This is a genomic window from Chitinophaga sp. (assembly GCF_039596135.1).
In the GTDB taxonomy this organism is placed as follows: domain Bacteria; phylum Bacteroidota; class Bacteroidia; order Chitinophagales; family Chitinophagaceae; genus Chitinophaga.
In genome coordinates this window covers 241,115-260,090 of the sequence record NZ_JBCNKH010000001.1, presented here as the reverse complement: position 1 = coordinate 260,090, position 18,976 = coordinate 241,115, and the positions used below count along the sequence as shown (strand labels likewise).

The 18,976-nt window shown below is 45.3% G+C and carries 22 protein-coding genes and 1 tRNA gene; 11 read left to right on the top strand and 12 right to left on the bottom strand.

The window, feature by feature from the left end; translation table 11 throughout:
• Window positions 1–20: 20 nt before the first annotated feature.
• The gene (locus tag ABDW16_RS01100; protein WP_343667265.1) at window positions 21–485 is read right to left on the bottom strand and encodes a ribosome maturation factor; all 465 of its coding nucleotides are present in this window, start codon (window positions 483–485) and stop codon (window positions 21–23) included.
• 181 nt (window positions 486–666) lie between these two features.
• Between ABDW16_RS01100 and ABDW16_RS01095 the strand changes: the two genes are divergently transcribed.
• The 3 genes from ABDW16_RS01095 to ABDW16_RS01085 all read left to right on the top strand — a co-directional run bounded on the left by ABDW16_RS01095 (window position 667) and on the right by ABDW16_RS01085 (window position 1,693).
• Window positions 667–972 carry a DUF2752 domain-containing protein gene (locus ABDW16_RS01095; protein ID WP_343667264.1) on the top strand — a complete coding sequence of 102 codons (306 nt, stop codon included), beginning with the start codon at window positions 667–669 and terminating at the stop codon, window positions 970–972.
• Window positions 969–1,322, top strand: a complete 354-nt coding sequence (locus ABDW16_RS01090) for a TM2 domain-containing protein (RefSeq protein ID WP_343667263.1) — start codon at window positions 969–971, stop codon at window positions 1,320–1,322. Before ABDW16_RS01095 ends, ABDW16_RS01090 begins: the two co-directional genes overlap by 4 nt.
• A gap of 116 nt (window positions 1,323–1,438) precedes the next feature.
• Window positions 1,439–1,693, top strand: coding sequence for a DUF4834 family protein (locus ABDW16_RS01085; protein WP_343667262.1), 255 nt, complete (start codon window positions 1,439–1,441; stop codon window positions 1,691–1,693).
• Between the two features lie 3 nt (window positions 1,694–1,696).
• On the opposite strand, the gene ABDW16_RS01080 is transcribed toward ABDW16_RS01085, so the two are convergent.
• Window positions 1,697–2,311 carry an HAD family phosphatase gene (locus tag ABDW16_RS01080; RefSeq protein WP_343667261.1) on the bottom strand — a complete coding sequence of 205 codons (615 nt, stop codon included), beginning with the start codon at window positions 2,309–2,311 and terminating at the stop codon, window positions 1,697–1,699.
• 85 nt (window positions 2,312–2,396) lie between these two features.
• Here ABDW16_RS01080 and ABDW16_RS01075 point away from each other — a divergent pair, with 85 nt between their 5' ends.
• From ABDW16_RS01075 to ABDW16_RS01065, 3 genes are all read left to right on the top strand, one after another.
• Window positions 2,397–3,500 (top strand): AraC family transcriptional regulator, encoded by a 1,104-nt coding sequence (locus ABDW16_RS01075; RefSeq protein WP_343667260.1) that lies wholly within the window; start codon window positions 2,397–2,399, stop codon window positions 3,498–3,500.
• On the top strand, window positions 3,497–5,911 hold the full coding sequence (locus ABDW16_RS01070) for a M1 family metallopeptidase (RefSeq protein ID WP_343667259.1): 2,415 nt from the start codon (window positions 3,497–3,499) through the stop codon (window positions 5,909–5,911). Before ABDW16_RS01075 ends, ABDW16_RS01070 begins: the two co-directional genes overlap by 4 nt.
• A 108-nt stretch (window positions 5,912–6,019) precedes the next feature.
• A tRNA-Ile gene (locus ABDW16_RS01065) sits at window positions 6,020–6,093 on the top strand.
• 32 nt (window positions 6,094–6,125) lie between these two features.
• Here the strand turns inward: ABDW16_RS01065 and ABDW16_RS01060 are convergent.
• Window positions 6,126–6,419, bottom strand: coding sequence for a helix-turn-helix domain-containing protein (locus ABDW16_RS01060; protein ID WP_343667435.1), 294 nt, complete (start codon window positions 6,417–6,419; stop codon window positions 6,126–6,128).
• A 145-nt stretch (window positions 6,420–6,564) separates the two neighbouring features.
• Between ABDW16_RS01060 and ABDW16_RS01055 the strand changes: the two genes are divergently transcribed.
• Both ABDW16_RS01055 and ABDW16_RS01050 read left to right on the top strand, forming a co-directional pair.
• On the top strand, window positions 6,565–7,905 hold the full coding sequence (locus ABDW16_RS01055; protein WP_343667258.1) for an MFS transporter: 1,341 nt from the start codon (window positions 6,565–6,567) through the stop codon (window positions 7,903–7,905).
• Between the two features lie 44 nt (window positions 7,906–7,949).
• A complete protein-coding gene (locus ABDW16_RS01050) occupies window positions 7,950–8,387 on the top strand; it encodes a phosphohydrolase (RefSeq protein ID WP_343667257.1) in 438 nt (145 codons plus the stop codon).
• Window positions 8,388–8,431: 44 nt separating this feature from the next.
• Here ABDW16_RS01050 and ABDW16_RS01045 read toward each other — a convergent pair whose 3' ends face one another.
• Window positions 8,432–9,640, bottom strand: a complete 1,209-nt coding sequence (locus ABDW16_RS01045; protein WP_343667256.1) for a hypothetical protein — start codon at window positions 9,638–9,640, stop codon at window positions 8,432–8,434.
• Between the two features lie 294 nt (window positions 9,641–9,934).
• Between ABDW16_RS01045 and tmk the strand changes: the two genes are divergently transcribed.
• Entirely contained in the window at window positions 9,935–10,627 is a 693-nt protein-coding gene (tmk, locus tag ABDW16_RS01040) for a dTMP kinase (RefSeq protein ID WP_343667255.1), read from the top strand.
• A 12-nt stretch (window positions 10,628–10,639) separates the two neighbouring features.
• Complete coding sequence (gene map / locus ABDW16_RS01035) at window positions 10,640–11,398, top strand: type I methionyl aminopeptidase (RefSeq protein WP_343667254.1); 759 nt, start codon at window positions 10,640–10,642, stop codon at window positions 11,396–11,398.
• A 134-nt stretch (window positions 11,399–11,532) separates the two neighbouring features.
• Here map and ABDW16_RS01030 read toward each other — a convergent pair whose 3' ends face one another.
• Both ABDW16_RS01030 and ABDW16_RS01025 read right to left on the bottom strand, forming a co-directional pair.
• Window positions 11,533–12,642, bottom strand: coding sequence for an esterase-like activity of phytase family protein (locus tag ABDW16_RS01030; protein ID WP_343667253.1), 1,110 nt, complete (start codon window positions 12,640–12,642; stop codon window positions 11,533–11,535).
• A gap of 19 nt (window positions 12,643–12,661) precedes the next feature.
• Window positions 12,662–12,814, bottom strand: a complete 153-nt coding sequence (locus tag ABDW16_RS01025; RefSeq protein ID WP_343667252.1) for a lmo0937 family membrane protein — start codon at window positions 12,812–12,814, stop codon at window positions 12,662–12,664.
• Window positions 12,815–13,129: 315 nt separating this feature from the next.
• Between ABDW16_RS01025 and ABDW16_RS01020 the strand changes: the two genes are divergently transcribed.
• Entirely contained in the window at window positions 13,130–13,591 is a 462-nt protein-coding gene (locus ABDW16_RS01020; protein WP_343667251.1) for a PA2169 family four-helix-bundle protein, read from the top strand.
• A 278-nt stretch (window positions 13,592–13,869) separates the two neighbouring features.
• On the opposite strand, the gene thiH is transcribed toward ABDW16_RS01020, so the two are convergent.
• From thiH to thiS, 6 genes are all read right to left on the bottom strand, one after another.
• Window positions 13,870–14,979 carry a 2-iminoacetate synthase ThiH gene (gene thiH / locus ABDW16_RS01015; protein WP_343667250.1) on the bottom strand — a complete coding sequence of 370 codons (1,110 nt, stop codon included), beginning with the start codon at window positions 14,977–14,979 and terminating at the stop codon, window positions 13,870–13,872.
• Window positions 14,980–14,981: 2 nt separating this feature from the next.
• Window positions 14,982–15,749: a thiazole synthase gene (locus ABDW16_RS01010; RefSeq protein WP_343667249.1), complete on the bottom strand. Its 768-nt coding sequence runs from the start codon at window positions 15,747–15,749 to the stop codon at window positions 14,982–14,984.
• Window positions 15,727–16,359: a thiamine phosphate synthase gene (locus tag ABDW16_RS01005; RefSeq protein ID WP_343667248.1), complete on the bottom strand. Its 633-nt coding sequence runs from the start codon at window positions 16,357–16,359 to the stop codon at window positions 15,727–15,729. The genes ABDW16_RS01010 and ABDW16_RS01005 overlap by 23 nt, the downstream gene beginning before the upstream one ends.
• Window positions 16,356–16,973 carry a thiamine phosphate synthase gene (locus tag ABDW16_RS01000; protein WP_343667247.1) on the bottom strand — a complete coding sequence of 206 codons (618 nt, stop codon included), beginning with the start codon at window positions 16,971–16,973 and terminating at the stop codon, window positions 16,356–16,358. Before ABDW16_RS01000 ends, ABDW16_RS01005 begins: the two co-directional genes overlap by 4 nt.
• A 58-nt stretch (window positions 16,974–17,031) precedes the next feature.
• The gene (thiC, locus tag ABDW16_RS00995) at window positions 17,032–18,633 is read right to left on the bottom strand and encodes a phosphomethylpyrimidine synthase ThiC (RefSeq protein ID WP_343667246.1); all 1,602 of its coding nucleotides are present in this window, start codon (window positions 18,631–18,633) and stop codon (window positions 17,032–17,034) included.
• Window positions 18,634–18,717: 84 nt separating this feature from the next.
• Window positions 18,718–18,921, bottom strand: a complete 204-nt coding sequence (thiS, locus tag ABDW16_RS00990) for a sulfur carrier protein ThiS (protein WP_116852954.1) — start codon at window positions 18,919–18,921, stop codon at window positions 18,718–18,720.
• Between the last annotated feature and the right edge of the window lie 55 nt (window positions 18,922–18,976).

Here is an 18,976-nt window from a genome sequence, read left to right as displayed (position 1 = left end):
TTTTGCTTATATTATATATTTTAAAACACGATGCACACTTTGGTGTGCTTGATTTCGTTAAGGTTTATGTCAGTAGTTTTTTTCTCTTTTTTCTTGCCGATCGTCTCTTCTATCGTCAGTACTTCCTCTGTAGCCGCCAGCAGGGTGCCTTCCTTCTCGGAACCATCCAGCAGGGTTACAGCTACCTTTCTTCCTATGTTCTTTACGAATTGACGGTGCAGTTTCAGCGGTTCGTCCAGTCCGGGAGAGGAGACTTCCAGGGAGAAATCGTTGTCAGGAAATAATGCCGCGGCTTCCAGCCTTGCGTACAAATTGCGGTTGAATGAGACCAGCTTATCTACAGGTACACCATTGTCACCATCCACAAATAGCTTTACATTATTAGTGGGCTTAATCCTGATGTCGACCACAAAATATTCCGGATATTCAGCGAGCATAGCGTCAGCATGCTCCCGGATGCTTGTTATCACTTGTTCGTTTGCCATACAAAAAACGAGAAGGGGACTTCCAGTCCCCTTCGTTAGAATCATTTTCCTATGCAAAATTAGGATTTTATTTTTATCCAAGCACATTTTCTTTAACTTGTACAAAATAATTTAGACAAGGAAATCCACTATCTGTACAGATTACGACAAAATCTAATAACTTCGTGGGGCCGTTTGTTATATGTCAATTATTCACCACATACAACGAATTAATAAAGAATTGATCATATGGCCGGTAGCGTTAATCTTACTGTACTGTATGAATCCGGCAGCAGATGGCAACTTTAGCCTCTGCCCGTTCAAATGGCTCGGATTTACCTGGTGCCCGGGATGTGGATTGGGACATGGCATTCATTATTTATTACATGGGGACTGGAAGAATGCAATCCACCATCACCTGTTAAGCCCCTTTGCTGTTGCAGTATTGTTGCATAGAACTTTTCAGCTTGGAAGATCACAGTTGAGACTTAAAAACCATCATACATGACCGATTTCTCCTTTGCCGTATTACCTGGCGTCGACCAGGAAGAGATCCTGTGGCTACAGGAACTTACCAAAGATTATAGCGAGGACAATAAACGGAAGTTTATTGCCCTATATCAATCCCGCCGCAAAGATCCCCAAACAGTACTCATCTGCTGCCTGCTGGGATTAGTATGCGTATCGGGTATACACCGCTTCATTCTTAACCAGGTGGGAATGGGTATTCTGTACTTATTCACAGGCGGACTGTGCCTGATTGGAACCATTGTAGATGCTGTTAATCACCGCAAACTGGCGTGGGAATTTAATAAAGGAGCTGCTATGGAAGCCGCCAGTCTGTTGAAAATGTATTAAAATATAATAGCGCCGGCACCTGCCGGCGCTATTATATTACCTTAACCCTGTTAAAGGAATCTTAAAATACCCCCCTTTTTCAGCCCCTGAACCGGATTAAGGGCTACCTTTGTTCCATGTTCAAGATTATATTTTTATTATTTATTTGCTATATACTTTACAAGTTCGTATTCAACCTGGTATTACCAATGTACCAGACAGCCAGGCAGGTACGCCGCCAGATGGGAGACATCCAGGACCGTATGCGCCAGCAATATGAACAGGAACAACAGTATTATCAGCAACAACAGCCGAATAATTTCAGCGGCCAGCAACAGGCTAAACCTAAAGTAGATAAGGGGGATTACCTCGATTTTGAGGAAATCAAGTAATTCCTATCTGAAAATGTCTGTGATGGTTCTGGGTGCAAGCAGGTGAATGGTTTGCACACCTACCGCTGTAGCTCCTTCTATATTAGGAAGGGTGTCATCGATAAATAAGGTCTCTTCAGGTTTCAACCCGTTCTCATCCAACACCAGCTGGTATGATTCCTTATCTGGTTTGCGGTAGCCAATCAGGTGGGAATAGTATGTTTTGTCAAAAAAAGCACCCAGCGATGGGATACCCCTGCTCTCTTCCAGAATTTTATTGAAAGCTGCCAGGTGAATGGCATTTGTATTACTCAGCAGGTACAAGTTGTAATGCTGTCTCAGTTGCTGTAATAACTGTAGTCTGCGCAGGGGAAAATCAAGCAACATGGCATTCCAGGCATCAATAATCTGCTGCTCAGTGGTACCCTCGGGGGTATGCTTCAGCATTTCTCTCAAAAACTCCTCGTTACTTACCCGACCAGTTTCCAGATCGTCAAACAATCTATTTCCTTTGAACTGACTGTATAGGCTGGTAAAGTCTGCCACACCCAGATCTGAAAATGCCTTGTACGTTGCCTGATAGTCGATATTCAGAATGACGCCGCCGAGGTCGAAAATAATGTTTTTAATGCCTTTCATACTTTGAATGCTATTGCTGTGCAGTTGCAAATTAATGTCTATGCCGGAAAAATTTATTTATTTTCAGGTTGTTTAACCTGATTCCATGCACCTCGCTTTCAATACCTTGATGTTGTTGGGAACCCTGCAGGGGTTCATCATGTGCGGATTGCTTTTTTACGCTTCTAAAAATAAGTACGCCAACCGGTTGTTGGGCGGATTGATCTTGTGTATTACCCTGGCATGTTTGAATATGTACCTGGGCGGGGTATCCTGGTTGCCTTTTCCAATCCGGTTCCTGTTAAATTTTGTGCCCCTGGTCATTATCATGCCCATTGGTCCATTATTATATTTCTACGTCCGATCAGTTACCGATCCGGATTTCCGGTTGACGCGGCGGGATCGCCTGCATTTCTGGCCAGTGGTGGTGGATGTGGTGCCCCAGTTGACGGCACTGATTTTTGTAGTAGGTGTGGTGACAGGACTGTTCGTGAACAATAACCGCTCCTGGGCTATCTTTATTGATACTTACAATGTGTATGCTGATATTCCCCGCTGGCTGACCATCACTATTTACCTGTTTCGTTCATATCGTTACCTGGAAGGGTTCAACCTCCACAAAGACCAGCTGCAGTGGATGAAGCAGTTTACAGGAGTGTTCCTGGGGTTTCAGGCAGTGTGGTTGCTGTATTTAATACCTTATACGATTCCGCAACTGACTGATACTGTGTTGAATGCGGTAGATTGGTACCCGGTGTATATTCCGATGGTGGGGATGGTGTACTTTTTAGGAATAAAAGGTTTGTTGATGCCCGGGCGGGAAGTAAGGGCTACCCCAGCCCCGTTGGAAGAACGATTAATTACCACAGCCGTACCTCTCCTGCTAAAAGCCATGGAAGAGGATCGGGTGTTTCTGAATCCATCTCTGAGCCTTGGGTTATTGTCAGCGCATACCGGGCTCCCCTCCAAAACTATTTCGGCAGTTTTAAATCAGCATTTGAATAAAAGCTTCAATGAATTTATCAATAATTACCGCATAGCAGCATTCAAAGAAAAGGTATCAGATCCGTCTTTTGAGCATCTTACTATCATGGGCCTCGCACTGGAATGTGGGTTTAACTCCCTCCCTACTTTTCAGCGGGCATTTAAAAATATGGTGGGGATGACCCCAAAAGAATACATCAAAATGACTGATCAAATCCGGATTTGAGTAGACTGGTGGCGGAGATTCCGGTTGTTTTGCAGGAAAAAGACGCTATGAAGTATTTGTTTCTCCTGCTATTCCCCACATCCGTTTTCGCCCAGGTAGTTAACCTTAAAGAGGTAGCCATTCACCCTGGCCAGGGGTTGGAGATAGTCAAAAAAATGATCGCAGCTATTCCTCAGAATTACGATACCAGCAATGTGACAATGGCTGCTTTTTACAAGGAATACATCCGGCTGGCGGATGACACGCTCAACTACAATGAATCCGAGTTAGAGGTAAAGGGTGACCAGTGGAAGGTGACGAAATATGGCCGAAAGAAGATGTTTTCAAACCCTGATTTTCAATTTTATAACTGGATAAGTAATATTGCCAATGCGCCTGCCGGTGCGCTCAGGGAAGATCTCATTAAGCATGTGAATACCAGGTACTCCATATTGAACCCCGGTTATTTCCGATATTATAATTACTATGTAGACTCTTTGCGGGGGAATCAGCTGGTGATAGCAGTGGTGCCTAAAAACAATAACAGGAAAGGGCTTGTGAGTGGACGGTTATATATTGATACCGCGAGTCTGGCGCTGGTGAGGTGTGAGTTGGTAGCCAGTCCTGCGGGGATCAGGCATGTAAATAAACATGGTAGAGGAGGCATCAGGTATACGTTGATGTCTAAGTTTATAAAAGCGTCTATGGATTTTGAGCAGATCCGGATGATGGTTACCTATCAGCAGGAAAATGGGAAGTATTATTTGCAGGAGGTGAAGCGGCATTGGGAAACGGTTATAAATAGTAACAAACGGCATTTAAAAGATGCGCCCTGGCGAGCAGATTTTTCTTTATCAGTAAAATCGAGGGCTTTACAAAAGGATACACTTGTTGCTATCCATCAGCAAAATTTTTCCCGGGCGGATACACTCAGGGGAATGTTGTCCCCCCTCCGCACCTGCTATGATGTTACTTTCTACCACCTGGATGCAGCTATCGACCTGGATCGCCATTTCATTAGCGGGAACAATAAGATCCGCTACAATGTCATATCCCCCTTCGATATAATGCAGGTAGACCTGTATGCAAATATGAAAATCAGGGAAATCCTGTTCCGGGGTCAGTCTTTGACCTTTACCCGCGAAGCGAATGCTGTCTTTATAAAATTTCCTGGAGTACAACCTGCCGGAACCATAGCGGAAATCACTATCTATTACGAAGGTACCCCTCAAATCCCGGATAAAAGCATCAGTATGAACGGCGGTGTCATATGGGACAAAGATGATCTGGGCAATCCCTGGGCGCAGGTAGTCTGCCAGGGTTCGGGGGCTAGCTTATGGTGGCCATGCAAGGATCACTTATCAGATGAACCGGATAGTATGCAGATCTGGATTACGGTGCCTACAGGTTTTTCCGAAGTTTCCAATGGCAGATTACTACGCCAGGTCTCTCTTTCAGATCAGAAAACCAGGTTTGAATGGTCGGTCAGCTACCCTATTAATAATTATAACGTGACCTTTAGTATTGGAAAATATACTCATTACACTGATCAGGGAGTGAATTATTACGTCATGCCTTACCACCTGGAACAGGCAAAAGTATACTTCAAAGAAATTCCTTCGATGCTCTCTTGTTATGAGCAGCATTTTGGTCCCTATCCTTTTGCCAGAGACGGATTTACTTTAGTGGAAAGTCTCTACCCCATGGAACACCAAAGCGGTGTTTGTGTAGGCCGGATTCCCAATGACCCTCATCCCGAATTTGCCTCCGTAGTCTGGCATGAGGCGGCGCATGAGTGGTGGGGCAACAACATCAGCTGCAAAGATATGGCAGACATGTGGATCCATGAAGCCTTTGCCACCTATGCAGAAGGTATCTATTATGGTTGCCGTGATGGCGAAACTGCCGCCCGTGAGTTTTTATACGATCAGCGGGAGCAGGTACAAAACAAACGGCCGGTCACCGGGGTGTACAATGTGAACAACATCTTTTATGATATCAGTGACATGTACACAAAGGGAAGTCTGCTATTGTTCACCTTACAAAACGTAATCAATGACGCCTCGCTCTGGCAGCGGTTACTATTGGCTATTCAGCAACATTTTCGCTACCAGACCTTATCTGCTGATGAGTTGGTGCAGTTTATCTGTGATTTTACAGGAAAAGATTACCATTATTTATTCAATCAATACCTCCATTATACGCGCATCCCTCTTTTGCAATATTCCCTTTCCGAAAAAGGCACTACCCTCACCGTTCGATATCGTTGGGTAGCCGATGTGCCAGATTTCCGGATGCCGGTGAAAGTAAAAAAACTGGGATTTATTTATCCTGGTCCTGAATGGAAAACGCTGGTCCTTCAAAATCAGACAGCAGCGGATTTCGACATAGATGACGAGGAGTTCTATATAGAAACGGAGGAGGTAGAATAAAAATTTTTACCTTAGGTTTGGGTAAATTGAATAAATTTTAAGTAATTTCGCCGTCCCGCAAAGGGACCCGAGAAAGTTTACATATATAATTTCGTTCTGAAAAGAACAGCTCCTATAGCTCAGTTGGTTAGAGCACCTGACTCATAATCAGGGGGTCACAGGATCATGCCCTGTTGGGAGCACAAAAAAAGCAATCTGGCAAGGATTGCTTTTTTTATTTCCCCCTCCTATACTCCTCTCCCCACAAACACAACGCATCCATCACAGGTATCAACTTCTTTCCCAACTCCGTCAATTTATACTCCACCCGCGGCGGCACCTCCGGAAATACCTCCCGCACCAATATCCCATCCCGTTCCAGCTCCCGCAACTGCGCCGTCAATGTAGAATGAGTGATATATTCCAGCTCCCTGCGCAACACGCCAAACCGTTTGGGACACTCCTTCCGTATACTATCCAACAATAACAACTTCCACTTTCCTCCTATCGCCTGCAACGCATTCATCATTGGATTGTCAAAATCAATATTTCTTCCGGGGATAACTGTCTGACTCTTAGTAATAGTATCTTTTTTCATACTTAATACATTCTTCAACACTACTTGATTAACAATCAGGCCCAGCCCAATTTTGTCAACCTAAAAGTAACTCATTATGTCGTATCGTTGGGTGTCGCTGTTGATCGTATGCACTGCCAGTTTTTTATCTGTACTTGATTTATTCATTGTAAATGTTGCCTTGCCATCGATAAGAGAAGGAATCCATGGCACAAATGGAGATAGCCAGATGGTAATGGCACTGTATTTATCAGGACATGCAATCTTCCTTGTTACAGGCGGAAGAATGGGGGATTACTATGGACATAAAAAGATCTTTATCCGGTCGATGTTACTGTTTACCATTGCATCCGGTTGTTGTGCTGCTGCAGGAAATGCAATGCAGTTAAACATAGCCCGGTTTGCACAAGGTGCTTTTGCTGCTTTTATGGTACCGCAGAGTATTGCATTTATTCAATTGTTATTCATAGAACAAAAAGAAAGATCAAAAGCATTAGGTATCTATGGTGCTATTGGCGGTATCGCTTCTGTAATAGGTCAATCATTAGGAGGAATACTGCCGGCAGTGGCTAACTGGCGATGGTTGTTTATCGTGAATTTGCCAATAGGATTGATAGCCGCTATTATAGCAAACTATTGGTTGAAAGAACCAAAGCAAACTGTAAAAGGCAAACCGGATTATACCGGCATATTGTTACTCAGTGGAGGACTAATGGCATTGATCTATCCACTTATCAGGGGAAGAGAAACCGGTTGGCCGCTGTGGAGCATAGCATTAATTCCTGTATCATTTTTATTGTTGATAGTTTTTACAAATAGCCAGCGTAAAAAGGGAACCCTCATAGATTTAAAACTATTTCGTAACAGAGATTTTAATATTGGCCTCGGTACAGTCATTGCATATTTCATTGTGCAGGATTCTTATTTTTTCATTAATACCCTGATGCTACAATCAGGAATGGGACTGAGTTCCATCATCACAGGATATTATTTTGTAGCACAGGGAATCGGGTTTGTCATTGCAGCACTTTATTCTATAAAATTAGTCGCATTGTATGGAAAAAGAGTATTGCAAACAGGTGTATTATTGATGATTGTGATGTTATGCATGCATATACTGTTCATAAAAACTACAGGTTATTTATTTGTAGCTATTTTATTTTTATATGGATTAGGATGTGGAGCTGTATTACCATCGCTATTGACATTGGCATTGAGAAAGATACCATTGTCCCTGGCAGGTACTGCTGCTGGTACTTATGTCACTTTTCAACAAATATCTATCGCATTAGGTGTATGTATTACAGGTGGTTTATTTTTACAAATATCAGGTGATGTGCCCGGTTGGCAACAATGGTTACATGCTTATAGATGTGCTACAGGCATGAATATTTTCTTCCTGCTGCTGGTGAGTTACTTATTAAGCAAATTACACTAACTTAAGGGTGTATTTCCCCTGAATGATTGTTGAAAAACTATTTTATGATGACATTAGAAAAAGCCATTGAAATAGCTGTAATAGCTCATCAAGGCCAGAAAGACAAGTACGGAGCCCCTTACATCGAACATGTATTAAGAGTCATGAATATGGGCATTACACCCGAAGAAAAAATTGTGGGTGTGCTGCATGATGTAGTTGAAGATACAGACTGGACTTTTGAAATGCTCGCTGCTGAGGGATTATCGCCTGTACTAATTGAAGCATTAAGAGGTGTTACCAAATTATCAGAAGATGAAGACTATGATCACTTCGTAAATCGTACCTTGCAAAACCCACTGTCATGTGCCGTGAAAATGAACGACCTCACGGATAATATGGATATAAAACGCATTCCGGAAGTAACTGAAAAAGATGTAGCCAGGCTCAATAAATACCTGAAAGCTTACCGGAAAATAGCAGCCAAGAGAATTGGTAATTGAGCATGCAACTGTATTACCCTAATAGAAGGCAAAAACAAAATCAACTACTCCAATAACTCGCTCAACCCTTCCCGCTCAAAAATAACCCTGCCAAACTTCAGATCAGACCATCCCCTATCCAGCCGATACGAATTCACTGGCACCCCCTCCTCTATCCCTGCCCGTAACTGGTACGGCTCATATAAATCCAAAGGTAGTAAGCCTTGAAGCTGGTACAAATGCGTAGAAATGATAAACTGACACTGCCTAAACTGGCTCAACCCTTTAATTGTAGTAAACGTTACTTCCATCGCATCGTCTATATTCGTCCCTCTGAATATCTCATCAAAAATTGCAAAACACCGCTGCCCCGCCTTTGCCTGCAACGCCGTGTTTTTAAGGTGTACAATCTCCTGCATAAAATGACTAAATCCATTCTTCAGATCATCTGTCACATTAATGGCCACCAATACCTGGTCATAAAATGGTATCCGGCAATTTTCTGCTGGTACTGCCAGTCCTAAATGCCCCAAAACCACACAAAGCCCTATTGCCTTCAGCGTAGTCGATTTTCCCGACATATTTGGCCCTGTCAATACGATCATATTACTGGTCGTTTGCAGGTTATTTTTGACCGGGTTCGTCACCAATGGATGCCAGAATTGCGCTATTACAAAATCATCAGCAGAAAAAGACGGAATAGTGAACCCATGCTTGCGCGTACCCATCGCCAGCGACCACCATGCCTCATATTCGAACAGCGAATCCCAGAACCTGCCGGTAAGGTTCCTTTCCCTACACACGACCAGCTTACGGGCAAAAGCGAATGTCTGTTGAAAGGTGAGCTCCTTAGGCAGTTTGTCTATCTCCAATGCCTCATACAATTCCTTTGCCGGCCCTGCAAAATCCTCCAGTAATGGAGTGCTGTGCAATGGGTGCAGGTACTTTCCATAAATATTCCTAAGCAGGCGAATCGTTTGTAAACACCTCCCCTGCAACTGGTACTTATCCTTCCCGAAATACTGAGAAAGAGAACTCTCAGGCTGCTCAATGTAGGTGGTGAACTGGTACACCTCCTGCAAGTCGGCCTTATGATAGGTAAACCCTTGTATCCGCTCCCAATAAAACAGGAATGCCTGTAATAGCTGCTGTCGTTCCAAAGCGGCAGAAAGCGACAATCGCGGGCCGGAAAAGATCTGGTACAGCCGTTCACTGGATGAAGGGTGTATGGTATAGTCAAATAAGCGGATGATCTCTTTTTCTATAAAGGGCATACAGTCATTGGGTTATTGACATTAAAAGTAATATTTAACTCCCTTAAGGTTATGTTAAAGCCTATAGAGAAAATAACTGTATCGTCTCTATACCATAACCATAGCGCTTTCCCGGAGGTATCCCGTATATAAGCCGTATATAAACCGTAGATAAGCCGTAGATATCCCGTATCTATATAGATACGGGATATCTACGGCTTATATGCAAATTACCCTGGGGTTACCTCAATAGTTGCAGGCCAGATACACTATACCTGAACGGGATGTAATATCTTTACTCCCTAAACCAGATCAATGCAGAAAAGCAGATTTATAGCCATCGAAGGATTAGATGGGGCAGGAAAATCGACACAGATTAACTTATTGACCAATTACTATCACCAGCAGGGCATAGAAACCCGCTTCGTACACTTCCCAAGAAGTCAGAACGGAGGTGTATTTGGCGACCTGGTAGCCAAATTCCTGCGCGGTGAGTTCGGTGACGTGAAAAATGTACACCCCCAGCTGGTGGCCCTCATTTTTGCAGAAGACAGGAAAGACTTTGCCAGCACCATCAATGAATGGCTGGCCAGTGGCTATACTGTATTAGTAGACAGGTATGTGTTGTCCAATATCGCCTTTCAGTGCGCTAAACTGAGCACAGAGGCCGAAAAACAGGAATTACGGGACTGGATCAATATGTTCGAATATGAGTACAACCGTATTCCCCAGCCGGATCTCTCTGTTTTCCTGGATGTGCCTTTCTCCCACACCGAGCAGGCCCTGACCAAAAGAAGGAAAAATGAAGACCGCAGCTACCTGAACGGTAAGGAAGACATCCATGAAAAGGATTTCTCCCTCCAGCTCGCGGTAAAAAAAGAATACGAAATCCTGGCAGATACAGACCCTGCCATTACCAAAATAGTGTGCTATGATGAGGCAAACCGGATGCGGCCCATTGCTGATATCCACGCCAGTATCATAGCCAGCCTTGAACAACTGATATAAAAAGAAGGAATTATGTCCATTACATCCACAGCAGAACTAACCGGCATGCAGGCCATCAGTGAAGTAGCCGGCAAAGTGTTACAGCAGATGCGCCAATATGCCACCCCAGGCATGTCTACGAAAGAACTGGATGAGTATGGCGGGGCCCTGTTACAACAAATGGGCGCCAGATCAGCACCAAAAATCACTTATGGATTCCCTGGTTTTACCTGCATCAGCGTGAACAATGAAGTTGCCCACGGCATACCCTCTGCTCAAAAAATATTACAACCCGGCGACCTGGTGAATATTGACGTATCCGCAGAACTGGCCGGATACTATGCCGACAATGGCGGTTCTTTTGTTTTAGGAGAAGATATTCATCAGCATGCACATCTTGTCAAAGCCTCTATCGAAATTCTGCACAAAGCCATCAGCAATATCAGCGATGGCATCCGCCTTGCCCACATCGGCCGCATTGTAGAAGATGCCGCCAGGGAAAAAGGGTTCAGGGTCATCAGGAACCTGGTCGGCCACGGCGTAGGCAGAAGCCTGCACGAGGCACCAAGAGAGATCCCTAATTTCTATGACCGGTTCAACAGAACCCGTTTCCGCAGCAATTCTGTGGTAGCGATTGAGACCTTTATTTCTACCGGGGCTAACTATGCTGAAACATTGGGGGATGGCTGGACACTGGTGACCAAAGATGGTAGTTTCGTGGCTCAGCATGAGCACACTGTGCTCGTAACGAGTGGGGAGCCTATTATTTTGACTGCGTCAAATGGAATATAGGGTCTTCACGGATAGCCTAAAAATTGGCATAGATTATACATTCAAAAATTAGAATGATTCTCTAATATAGCTGACAATAATTGGATATCCAACTATACAACCAGATGATATCACTCATTGGTAAAATACTATTGTTATTTTATTTCGAAGATGTAGAACTGCGTTTCTTCTTTGTCTGAGAAATTATTGTCAGCTACACAAATAAGGCTTCTGTGGCCGTTTGGCAGCCGGGGGCCAAAAGTCATGCCTTCTACATTATCCACATAGGTATGCAGACTTTCAAAATTGAACAAAGGCTTTTTGACTACAGGTGTAAAGTGCGTATCTGTTTGCAAAGACTGAATAGACGATACATCTGTAGCATGGGAAAGGTCCGCCTTGTAGAGGCGGATAGTACAGTTCTTTACCCCGGTGGAAAAAGAACGTTCCATAATGAGCAATTGGTTTTCTGAGACGACGAGGATATCAGGAATGCCATTGATGGAAAATGCATCGGCGGGCACCGGTGCGGCTGCAATAGGCGCCAGTTTGTAGGCAAACTGAGCAATGGGTTGCCTGGTTTGCAGGTTGTATTTGATAATGCGGATCCAGGCGGTGGTATCTTTCAGCCCTGCGCGGGGGCCGTCTTCATAACGGGGTTCTTCCACGCTGACGAACATGTATTTGCCATCGGGGGTGAAGCCCAACCCTTCGAAAGTGCCGTTTTTGCGGGGACCATTGTTGGTCGCCTGCATGTGCATTTGCACGGGGATAGGAAAGGTATCGATGAAATGTCCATCGGGGGATATTTCATATATGGCCGGATCTTTTAGTATAGTGTCTTTGGCGTTCACGATGCGCTCACCTTCACTGCTCCATATAAGGTGAGCAGTGTGTGGGTTGTAACGCATGGCTTCCGGATCTGGTGCCAGGTCTTTTGTAGCGGGAAAAGAATGGCCGTCGCGCATAGGAAGTGTATTCACAGTGGTGAAGATCACCTTATCGCCGTTTACAGGTACCTGTGCGGTGTAGTAACGGGCTGCTTCATGTTCGGATCGGTCGTCGCAAATGAGGTAATATACATTGCGGGCGCTGTCGTAGTCGATGCCTGAGAGCCCTCCTATTGTCGTACCGTTGAAGGGTGTATTGTAAGGAACAACGTGCTTGTGAAGGAGGTTGAGCTGAGATACATCCGAAGTATGCACAGATTGACGGGAGGTACTGCAGGCTGCTAAGAGCAGGCTAAACAAAAGATATTTTCTCATGCGGGCAAAGGTAGTCTGTTTAAACAGCTCTGCCGCGTATTATATTTACGAGGATGGCAATAATCGCCAATACCAGCAAGGCGTGAATCAGGCTGCCTGCAGAGTAAACAAACACGCCCAAAATCCACCCTATGATCAGAATAACCGCAATCAAATAAAGTAAGCCGCTCATATCAAAAAGATTTAGTTAACTTAAGGAATAGAAACTTTGTGCCAGTTAAGCAGCTCTGCTTTGAGAAGTGCTTCTGACAGCGGAATAAACCGTTTTAGCGCCCCGGAATCCTTATACATACTGCATTTGCGGCCAAAAGGCTTTGTAGAACATATTCCCCGGAGGGAGGTAAAATGTACGCTACTGATAAGTGCTTTCCGTCGGCAGTAAGTATATTCATTGCGGACCAGCTCATCAACCACGGTATCTGAAAAAGGCTGGTCGCATTTTTGAATCTAAAGAACACACATTCTTCATTCATTTAAAACTATCAACATGCAATTGAACGAGAAACTGATAGAAGCCCTGAATGATCTGATCAGGATCAATAACGACAGAGTAGAAGGATATCGTAAGGCCATTGATCAGACGGAGGATGCCGATCTGAAAGCACTGTTCCAGAGAATGAAAGAAGAAAGCATTGCATATATAAATCAACTGAATAGCACATTGCAGGATGGGGGCGCCGAACCTACCCACGATACTACTATTTATGGTAAGCTGTACAGGACCTGGATGGATGTGAAAGCTACTTTTTCAGGGCATGACAGACATTCTATTTTGTCTGCCTGTGAGTATGGGGAAAATGCAACACAACGCACTTATGAAGATGTGCTGGGGTCTAATATCTCTATGCCATATAGTATCCGGGAGTTAGTGGCAAATCAGCGCAGGGCGCTGAAAAGTGCGCATGATACTGTACGGACTTATCGTGATCTGGAAAAAGTTGTTCACTGAACAGGTTGTTCATTATAAACATGGTTGTTCTTTTTGTTCAAAATGAAGCGTAATGCTGTTGTTCATTATGGGCAACTTACATTTGAATTCAAAGAATAAGCGGCTACTTATGTTTATAAGTAACAAATTTCAGTAATGGATTTAGGTAAAAATAACAGTCCTGCCTGCTGGCGGGACTGTTGTATTAAGGGGCGAACTGGCGGGAAACTACTTCCGCCTTCGGCAGAAGCAGTTTCCCGCGAGGGCGCAATGCTTGCGGCGGGCTAAGGAAAACATAATCAATAGGCTTTGTCCCAATCCTTCCAGACTGCCTGATACCCGTTATCATTAAGCATTTTTTCGATTGCAGATGGATGACGTTCATCCGAAATTTCAAACTGCTCCAATGAATCAGCATCAATTGTATACCCTCCCGGATTGGTACGCGATCCCGCACTCATAGTAGTAATACCCAGCTGAATCACATGATCCCTGAAGCGCGGAGACTCGCGTGTGGAGAGGCTTAACTCAACTTCAGGGGATAACAACCGGTAAGCGCAAATGAGCTGTACCAGTTCCCTGTCATTCATCACTACCTTTGGCTCCAGGCCGCCGGCACATGGGCGCAGGCGTGGAAAAGATAGACTGTACCGGGTTTGCCAGTACGTTTTTTCTAAATATTGCAAATGCAAAGCAGTGAAGAAGCTATCCGTCCGCCAGTCTTCCAGCCCGATTAATACCCCAAGCCCTATTTTATGAATACCCGCTTTGCCTAAACGATCAGGGGTACCCAGGCGATAATCGAAATTGGACTTACGGCCTTTGGGATGATGTAATTTATAATCCGCTTCATGGTAGGTTTCCTGGTAGACCAATACACTATGTAGTCCCAAAGGGATGAGGGCCTCATAATCTGATTGATCCATAGGCTGTACCTCCATAGAGATATTGGCAAAGTGAGGCCGGATCAGTTCCAGCATTTCTTTAAAATATGCAAGTCCTACCGTTTGCTGGGCCTCTCCTGTTACTAATAGTACATGGTCATATCCCATTTTTTTTATCGCCTTTACTTCTTCCAGTACCTCTGCCCTGTTCAGTGTTTTGCGGGCAATCTTATTGTCAAGGCTAAACCCGCAATAGGTACAGATATTCTGGCATTCATTGCTCAGATAAAGCGGGATGTACAACTGCATGGTATTGCCAAACCGCTGCCTGGTGAGCTGTTGACTCAAAGCTGCCATATCTCCAAGATAAGGCATGGCCGCCGGCGATATCAAAGCCTTGAAGTCTTCAAGTGTACGCCGCCTGCTATGCAAAGCCTGTTCGACATCGGCAGCCGTTTTAGCATAGATGCCTGATTTGACCTGCTCCCAATCATATTGGGAAAAGAGTGATTTAAAATCTGCCATACTTATACTTCATCTAAGAATCCAATAAGGGGACTGGAAGCTACTGCCTGCTTATACACCGGCGCCAGTCCAGCTTCATAAGCCTGTCTGCCTGCCACCACCGCCGTTGCAAATGCCTGGGCCATTGCTACCGGATCGTGCGCTATTGCAATCGCTGTATTAACCAGTACGGCATCGGCCCCCATTTCCATCGCCTTTGCAGCATCTGACGGGCTACCAATGCCCGCATCTACTACGACAGGTACATTACTCTGCTCTATAATAATTTCAAGAAAATCTGCTGTGCGCAAGCCTTTGTTGCTGCCAATGGGAGCGCCCAAAGGCATGACTGCCGCTACGCCTACCTGTTCTAAGCGTTTGCACAACACTGGGTCCGCATGTACGTAAGGCAAAACAACAAAGCCCAGTTTTACCAGTTCTTCTGCGGCTTTTAGTGTCTCAATTGGATCCGGCATCAGGTATCTTGGATCAGGATGTATTTCTAATTTGACCCAGTTTGTTTCCAGTGCTTCCCTGGCTAGTTGTGCAGCATATACCGCTTCGCTGGCTGTACGCACACCTGAGGTGTTAGGCATCAGCTTAAAAGCCTGCAACTGACGAAGCATGTTATCGCCGGTATCATGGATGTCTACCCGCTTGAGCGCTACAGTCACCAATTGCGTTGCAGCAGCCAGCAGGGCCTGTTCCATTAATTGTAAAGAAGAAAACTTTCCTGTACCCGTAAAAAGCCGGGAACTAAATGTATGATCAGCTATTTGAAGTGCCTGCATGTGTGATGGTTTGATAAAGTGTAGATAACAACTGTCGCTTATCGGGCGCATGTGTAATGAGTCCGCTCACGGCAATGCCCTGAATACCTGTACTGAACAAGTCAGGAACATCTTCGGGCATGATGCCGCCAATGGCTATAACTGGTATCCGGACCGGCAATTGAGACAGGATGCGACGAATCCCTTCCAACCCTAGTATTGGACTCAGGTTTTGCTTGGTGGTTGTAAAGCGATAAGGACCCAGGCCTACATAATCGGCGCCATCAGCCACATGCCGTAAAATATCTTCCAATGTATTGGCTGTGCCGCCTACTATTTTATGTGGGCCTACTATACGCCGCGCTGCTGCGACTGTCATATCTTCTTTACCCACGTGTGTGCCGTGTGCGTCCACCATGGCTGCAATGTCAGGATGATCGTTGATGATAAGTGTGGCACCATATGCGTCACACACTTCTTTTGCCAACGTTGCTGTCGCTGTAAGAGTCGGAATATCCGCATTTTTCATGCGCAATTGTATCCATTGACAACCTGCTGCACAGGCCATCCGGATATTGTCAATATGTGAGCAGGTGTTTGTCTGTTGCGAAATGTACTGAATAGGAATCATGATGAGCTGAATGAATTACCTGACCATGCATCACGGATACTGATAAAGTTCCGTAATGCACGTTCCGGGTGTTGCCAGATGGCGCCATGCAGTGCAATGCCATCAAATCGCATTGCCCGGGCTTTGTCAGCAGTATGCTGATTGATGCCACCCAACGCAATGACATTGCCTGTATACCCATCTTTGTTCAACCGGAAGTTGGTATCAAACGCGGATTTATATCCAGCTTTGGAAATACTGTCAAACACCGGACTTAGCAACAATTGATTCCAGAGATTACTCACCAGGGGCAGGGTCATTACACTATGAATACTCGTACTGAGTATGCAACCCAACTGTTGGAACCGAAGCAGCTCTTCCTGCGATACCGATCCCCTGATGGCCTCCCCAAAATGTATCCCCAGCAGGCCATATCGCTCACATAAAATTGGATGATCGGCTATGATGAGGTGAGGATAACAGGATGGATCGGCCCTGAGCAACAGCATCTCATAATCCGCCTCTTCCCAGCCTGGTTTACGTACCAGTATGCTGTCTGCACCTTCCTGTAATAGTTGTGACCAGAGCGTTGTTTCGTGATTGATCTTGCCAGTGTGTGTGATGATCTGTATCAAAGTAATGGTGTTTGATTAAAATATCCCAAAACTGTACCGCGATTATATAACTGTCAGATTATGAGTAAATAGTGCTGCCTTGTTCGCGAAATGCCGTTGCTTTTTCTGCCATGCCGGCTTCCCTTATTTCCTGTGTGATTTTCATGGAGCAGAAATGTGGTCCGCACATGGAGCAGAAGTGAGCCACCTTAGCCCCTTCGGCAGGCAGGGTTTCGTCGTGATAAGACCTGGCTGTGTCCGGATCGAGGGCAAGATTAAACTGGTCTTCCCAGCGGAATTCAAAGCGGGCTTTGCTGAGTGCATTGTCCCTGTGTTGGGCACCAGGATGGCCTTTGGCAAGATCGGCTGCATGTGCGGCTATCTTGTAGGTAATTACGCCTTGTCGTACATCTTCTTTGTTTGGTAGCCCCAGGTGTTCTTTGGGGGTAACGTAGCAGAGCATAGCTGTGCCGAACCAGCCAATCATGGCTGCGCCGATGGCGGAAGTAATATGATCATAACCAGGCGCAATATCAGTCGTCAACGGGCCTAGTGTATAGAAAGGTGCTTCGTGGCAATGTTCCAGCTGCTTGTCCATGTTTTCTTTGATCAGGTGCATGGGCACATGGCCGGGGCCTTCGATCATAACCTGTACGTCGTGTTTCCAGGCGATTTTAGTGAGTTCGCCCAGGGTTTCCAGTTCTGCGAATTGTGCGGCATCATTCGCATCGGCAATACTACCGGGACGTAAACCGTCGCCTAATGAGAAAGAGACATCATAGGTTTTCATGATTTCGCAGATCTCTTCGAAGTGGGTGTACAGGAAGTTTTCCTGGTGATGTGCCAGGCACCATTTGGCCATGATGGAGCCGCCGCGGGAGACGATGCCCGTCATACGATTGGCGGTGAGTGGAATGTAGCGCAGTAGTACACCGGCGTGAATGGTGAAATAGTCTACACCCTGTTCTGCCTGTTCGATAATGGTGTCACGAAATATCTCCCAGGTAAGGTCTTCTGCTTTACCATTTACTTTTTCCAATGCCTGGTAAATGGGAACAGTGCCGATAGGAACGGGGGAATTGCGGAGGATCCATTCACGTGTTTCATGAATGTTTTTGCCGGTGCTGAGGTCCATGATGGTATCAGCACCCCAGCGGCAGGCCCACACTGCTTTTTCCACTTCCTCTTCAATGCTGGAGGTAACGGCGGAGTTGCCGATATTGGCATTGATTTTTACGAGGAAGTTGCGTCCTATGATCATTGGTTCACATTCTAAGTGATTAATATTGGCAGGGATGATGGCTCTGCCGGCGGCTACTTCCTGCCTCACGAATTCTGGTGTAATATGTTGTTGTGCGGCGCCCTGGTTTTCACGGATGGCGATGTACTCCATTTCGGGGGTGATGATGCCTTTGCGGGCATAGTGAAGCTGTGTGGCATTTTTTTGCGGCGCCCATGCTGCGCGTAGTTTTGGCAGCCCTTTGTGTACGTCAATCTCAATAGCCGGATCGGTATAGGGGCCACTGGTATCGTATACAATAACAGGTTCATTCGGTGTGGTTTCTCCCTTACTGCCATGCAGGCGTGTAGGTGTTAGCATTATCTCTCTCATGGCAACGCCATTGATGTAGATTTTCCTGGATGCGGGTAGTGGATTGCGTGAAATGTTTTCGATTTTCATACAACAAAAATGATAGGTGAAGAAATGGGAAGTCTTGCTGCGAGGGGATTCCCTGCAGTGCACATAAATTTTTGAATGGAAAAATTAACCTCCCTGTGTAGCGCGGATGATAGTAATACTATCTGCGGTTTGCAACACATGTTGCGGCCATGCGGGCTTAGGGATTACCTCCCTGTTGATGGCAACGGCCAGTCCTTTGTCAGATGGTAATTGAATAAACTGTAAGAGTGCAGCGATGGTTGTTCCCTGCTGCACCGCATAAAGTTTATTGTTTACAGTCACTTCCATGAATGCATGAATTAAGGTGAAACAATAAACTTTAAGGATGGTAGAAGATGTGAGG

Coding starts and splice junctions, on each gene's coding strand:
- ABDW16_RS01090 (WP_343667263.1), top strand. CDS start 969: ATGACCGATTTCTCCTTTGCCGTATTACCTGGCGTCGACCAGGAAGAG.
- ABDW16_RS01060 (WP_343667435.1), bottom strand. CDS start 6,419: ATGATGAATGCGTTGCAGGCGATAGGAGGAAAGTGGAAGTTGTTATTG.
- ABDW16_RS01100 (WP_343667265.1), bottom strand. CDS start 485: ATGGCAAACGAACAAGTGATAACAAGCATCCGGGAGCATGCTGACGCT.
- ABDW16_RS01050 (WP_343667257.1), top strand. CDS start 7,950: ATGATGACATTAGAAAAAGCCATTGAAATAGCTGTAATAGCTCATCAA.
- thiH (WP_343667250.1), bottom strand. CDS start 14,979: ATGGCAGATTTTAAATCACTCTTTTCCCAATATGATTGGGAGCAGGTC.
- ABDW16_RS01055 (WP_343667258.1), top strand. CDS start 6,565: ATGTCGTATCGTTGGGTGTCGCTGTTGATCGTATGCACTGCCAGTTTT.
- ABDW16_RS01095 (WP_343667264.1), top strand. CDS start 667: ATGTCAATTATTCACCACATACAACGAATTAATAAAGAATTGATCATA.
- ABDW16_RS01085 (WP_343667262.1), top strand. CDS start 1,439: ATGTTCAAGATTATATTTTTATTATTTATTTGCTATATACTTTACAAG.
- ABDW16_RS01080 (WP_343667261.1), bottom strand. CDS start 2,311: ATGAAAGGCATTAAAAACATTATTTTCGACCTCGGCGGCGTCATTCTG.
- ABDW16_RS01045 (WP_343667256.1), bottom strand. CDS start 9,640: ATGCCCTTTATAGAAAAAGAGATCATCCGCTTATTTGACTATACCATA.
- ABDW16_RS01075 (WP_343667260.1), top strand. CDS start 2,397: ATGCACCTCGCTTTCAATACCTTGATGTTGTTGGGAACCCTGCAGGGG.
- tmk (WP_343667255.1), top strand. CDS start 9,935: ATGCAGAAAAGCAGATTTATAGCCATCGAAGGATTAGATGGGGCAGGA.
- ABDW16_RS01025 (WP_343667252.1), bottom strand. CDS start 12,814: ATGAGCGGCTTACTTTATTTGATTGCGGTTATTCTGATCATAGGGTGG.
- ABDW16_RS01005 (WP_343667248.1), bottom strand. CDS start 16,359: ATGATTCCTATTCAGTACATTTCGCAACAGACAAACACCTGCTCACAT.
- thiS (WP_116852954.1), bottom strand. CDS start 18,921: ATGGAAGTGACTGTAAACAATAAACTTTATGCGGTGCAGCAGGGAACA.
- ABDW16_RS01020 (WP_343667251.1), top strand. CDS start 13,130: ATGCAATTGAACGAGAAACTGATAGAAGCCCTGAATGATCTGATCAGG.
- thiC (WP_343667246.1), bottom strand. CDS start 18,633: ATGAAAATCGAAAACATTTCACGCAATCCACTACCCGCATCCAGGAAA.
- map (WP_343667254.1), top strand. CDS start 10,640: ATGTCCATTACATCCACAGCAGAACTAACCGGCATGCAGGCCATCAGT.
- ABDW16_RS01010 (WP_343667249.1), bottom strand. CDS start 15,749: ATGCAGGCACTTCAAATAGCTGATCATACATTTAGTTCCCGGCTTTTT.
- ABDW16_RS01030 (WP_343667253.1), bottom strand. CDS start 12,642: ATGAGAAAATATCTTTTGTTTAGCCTGCTCTTAGCAGCCTGCAGTACC.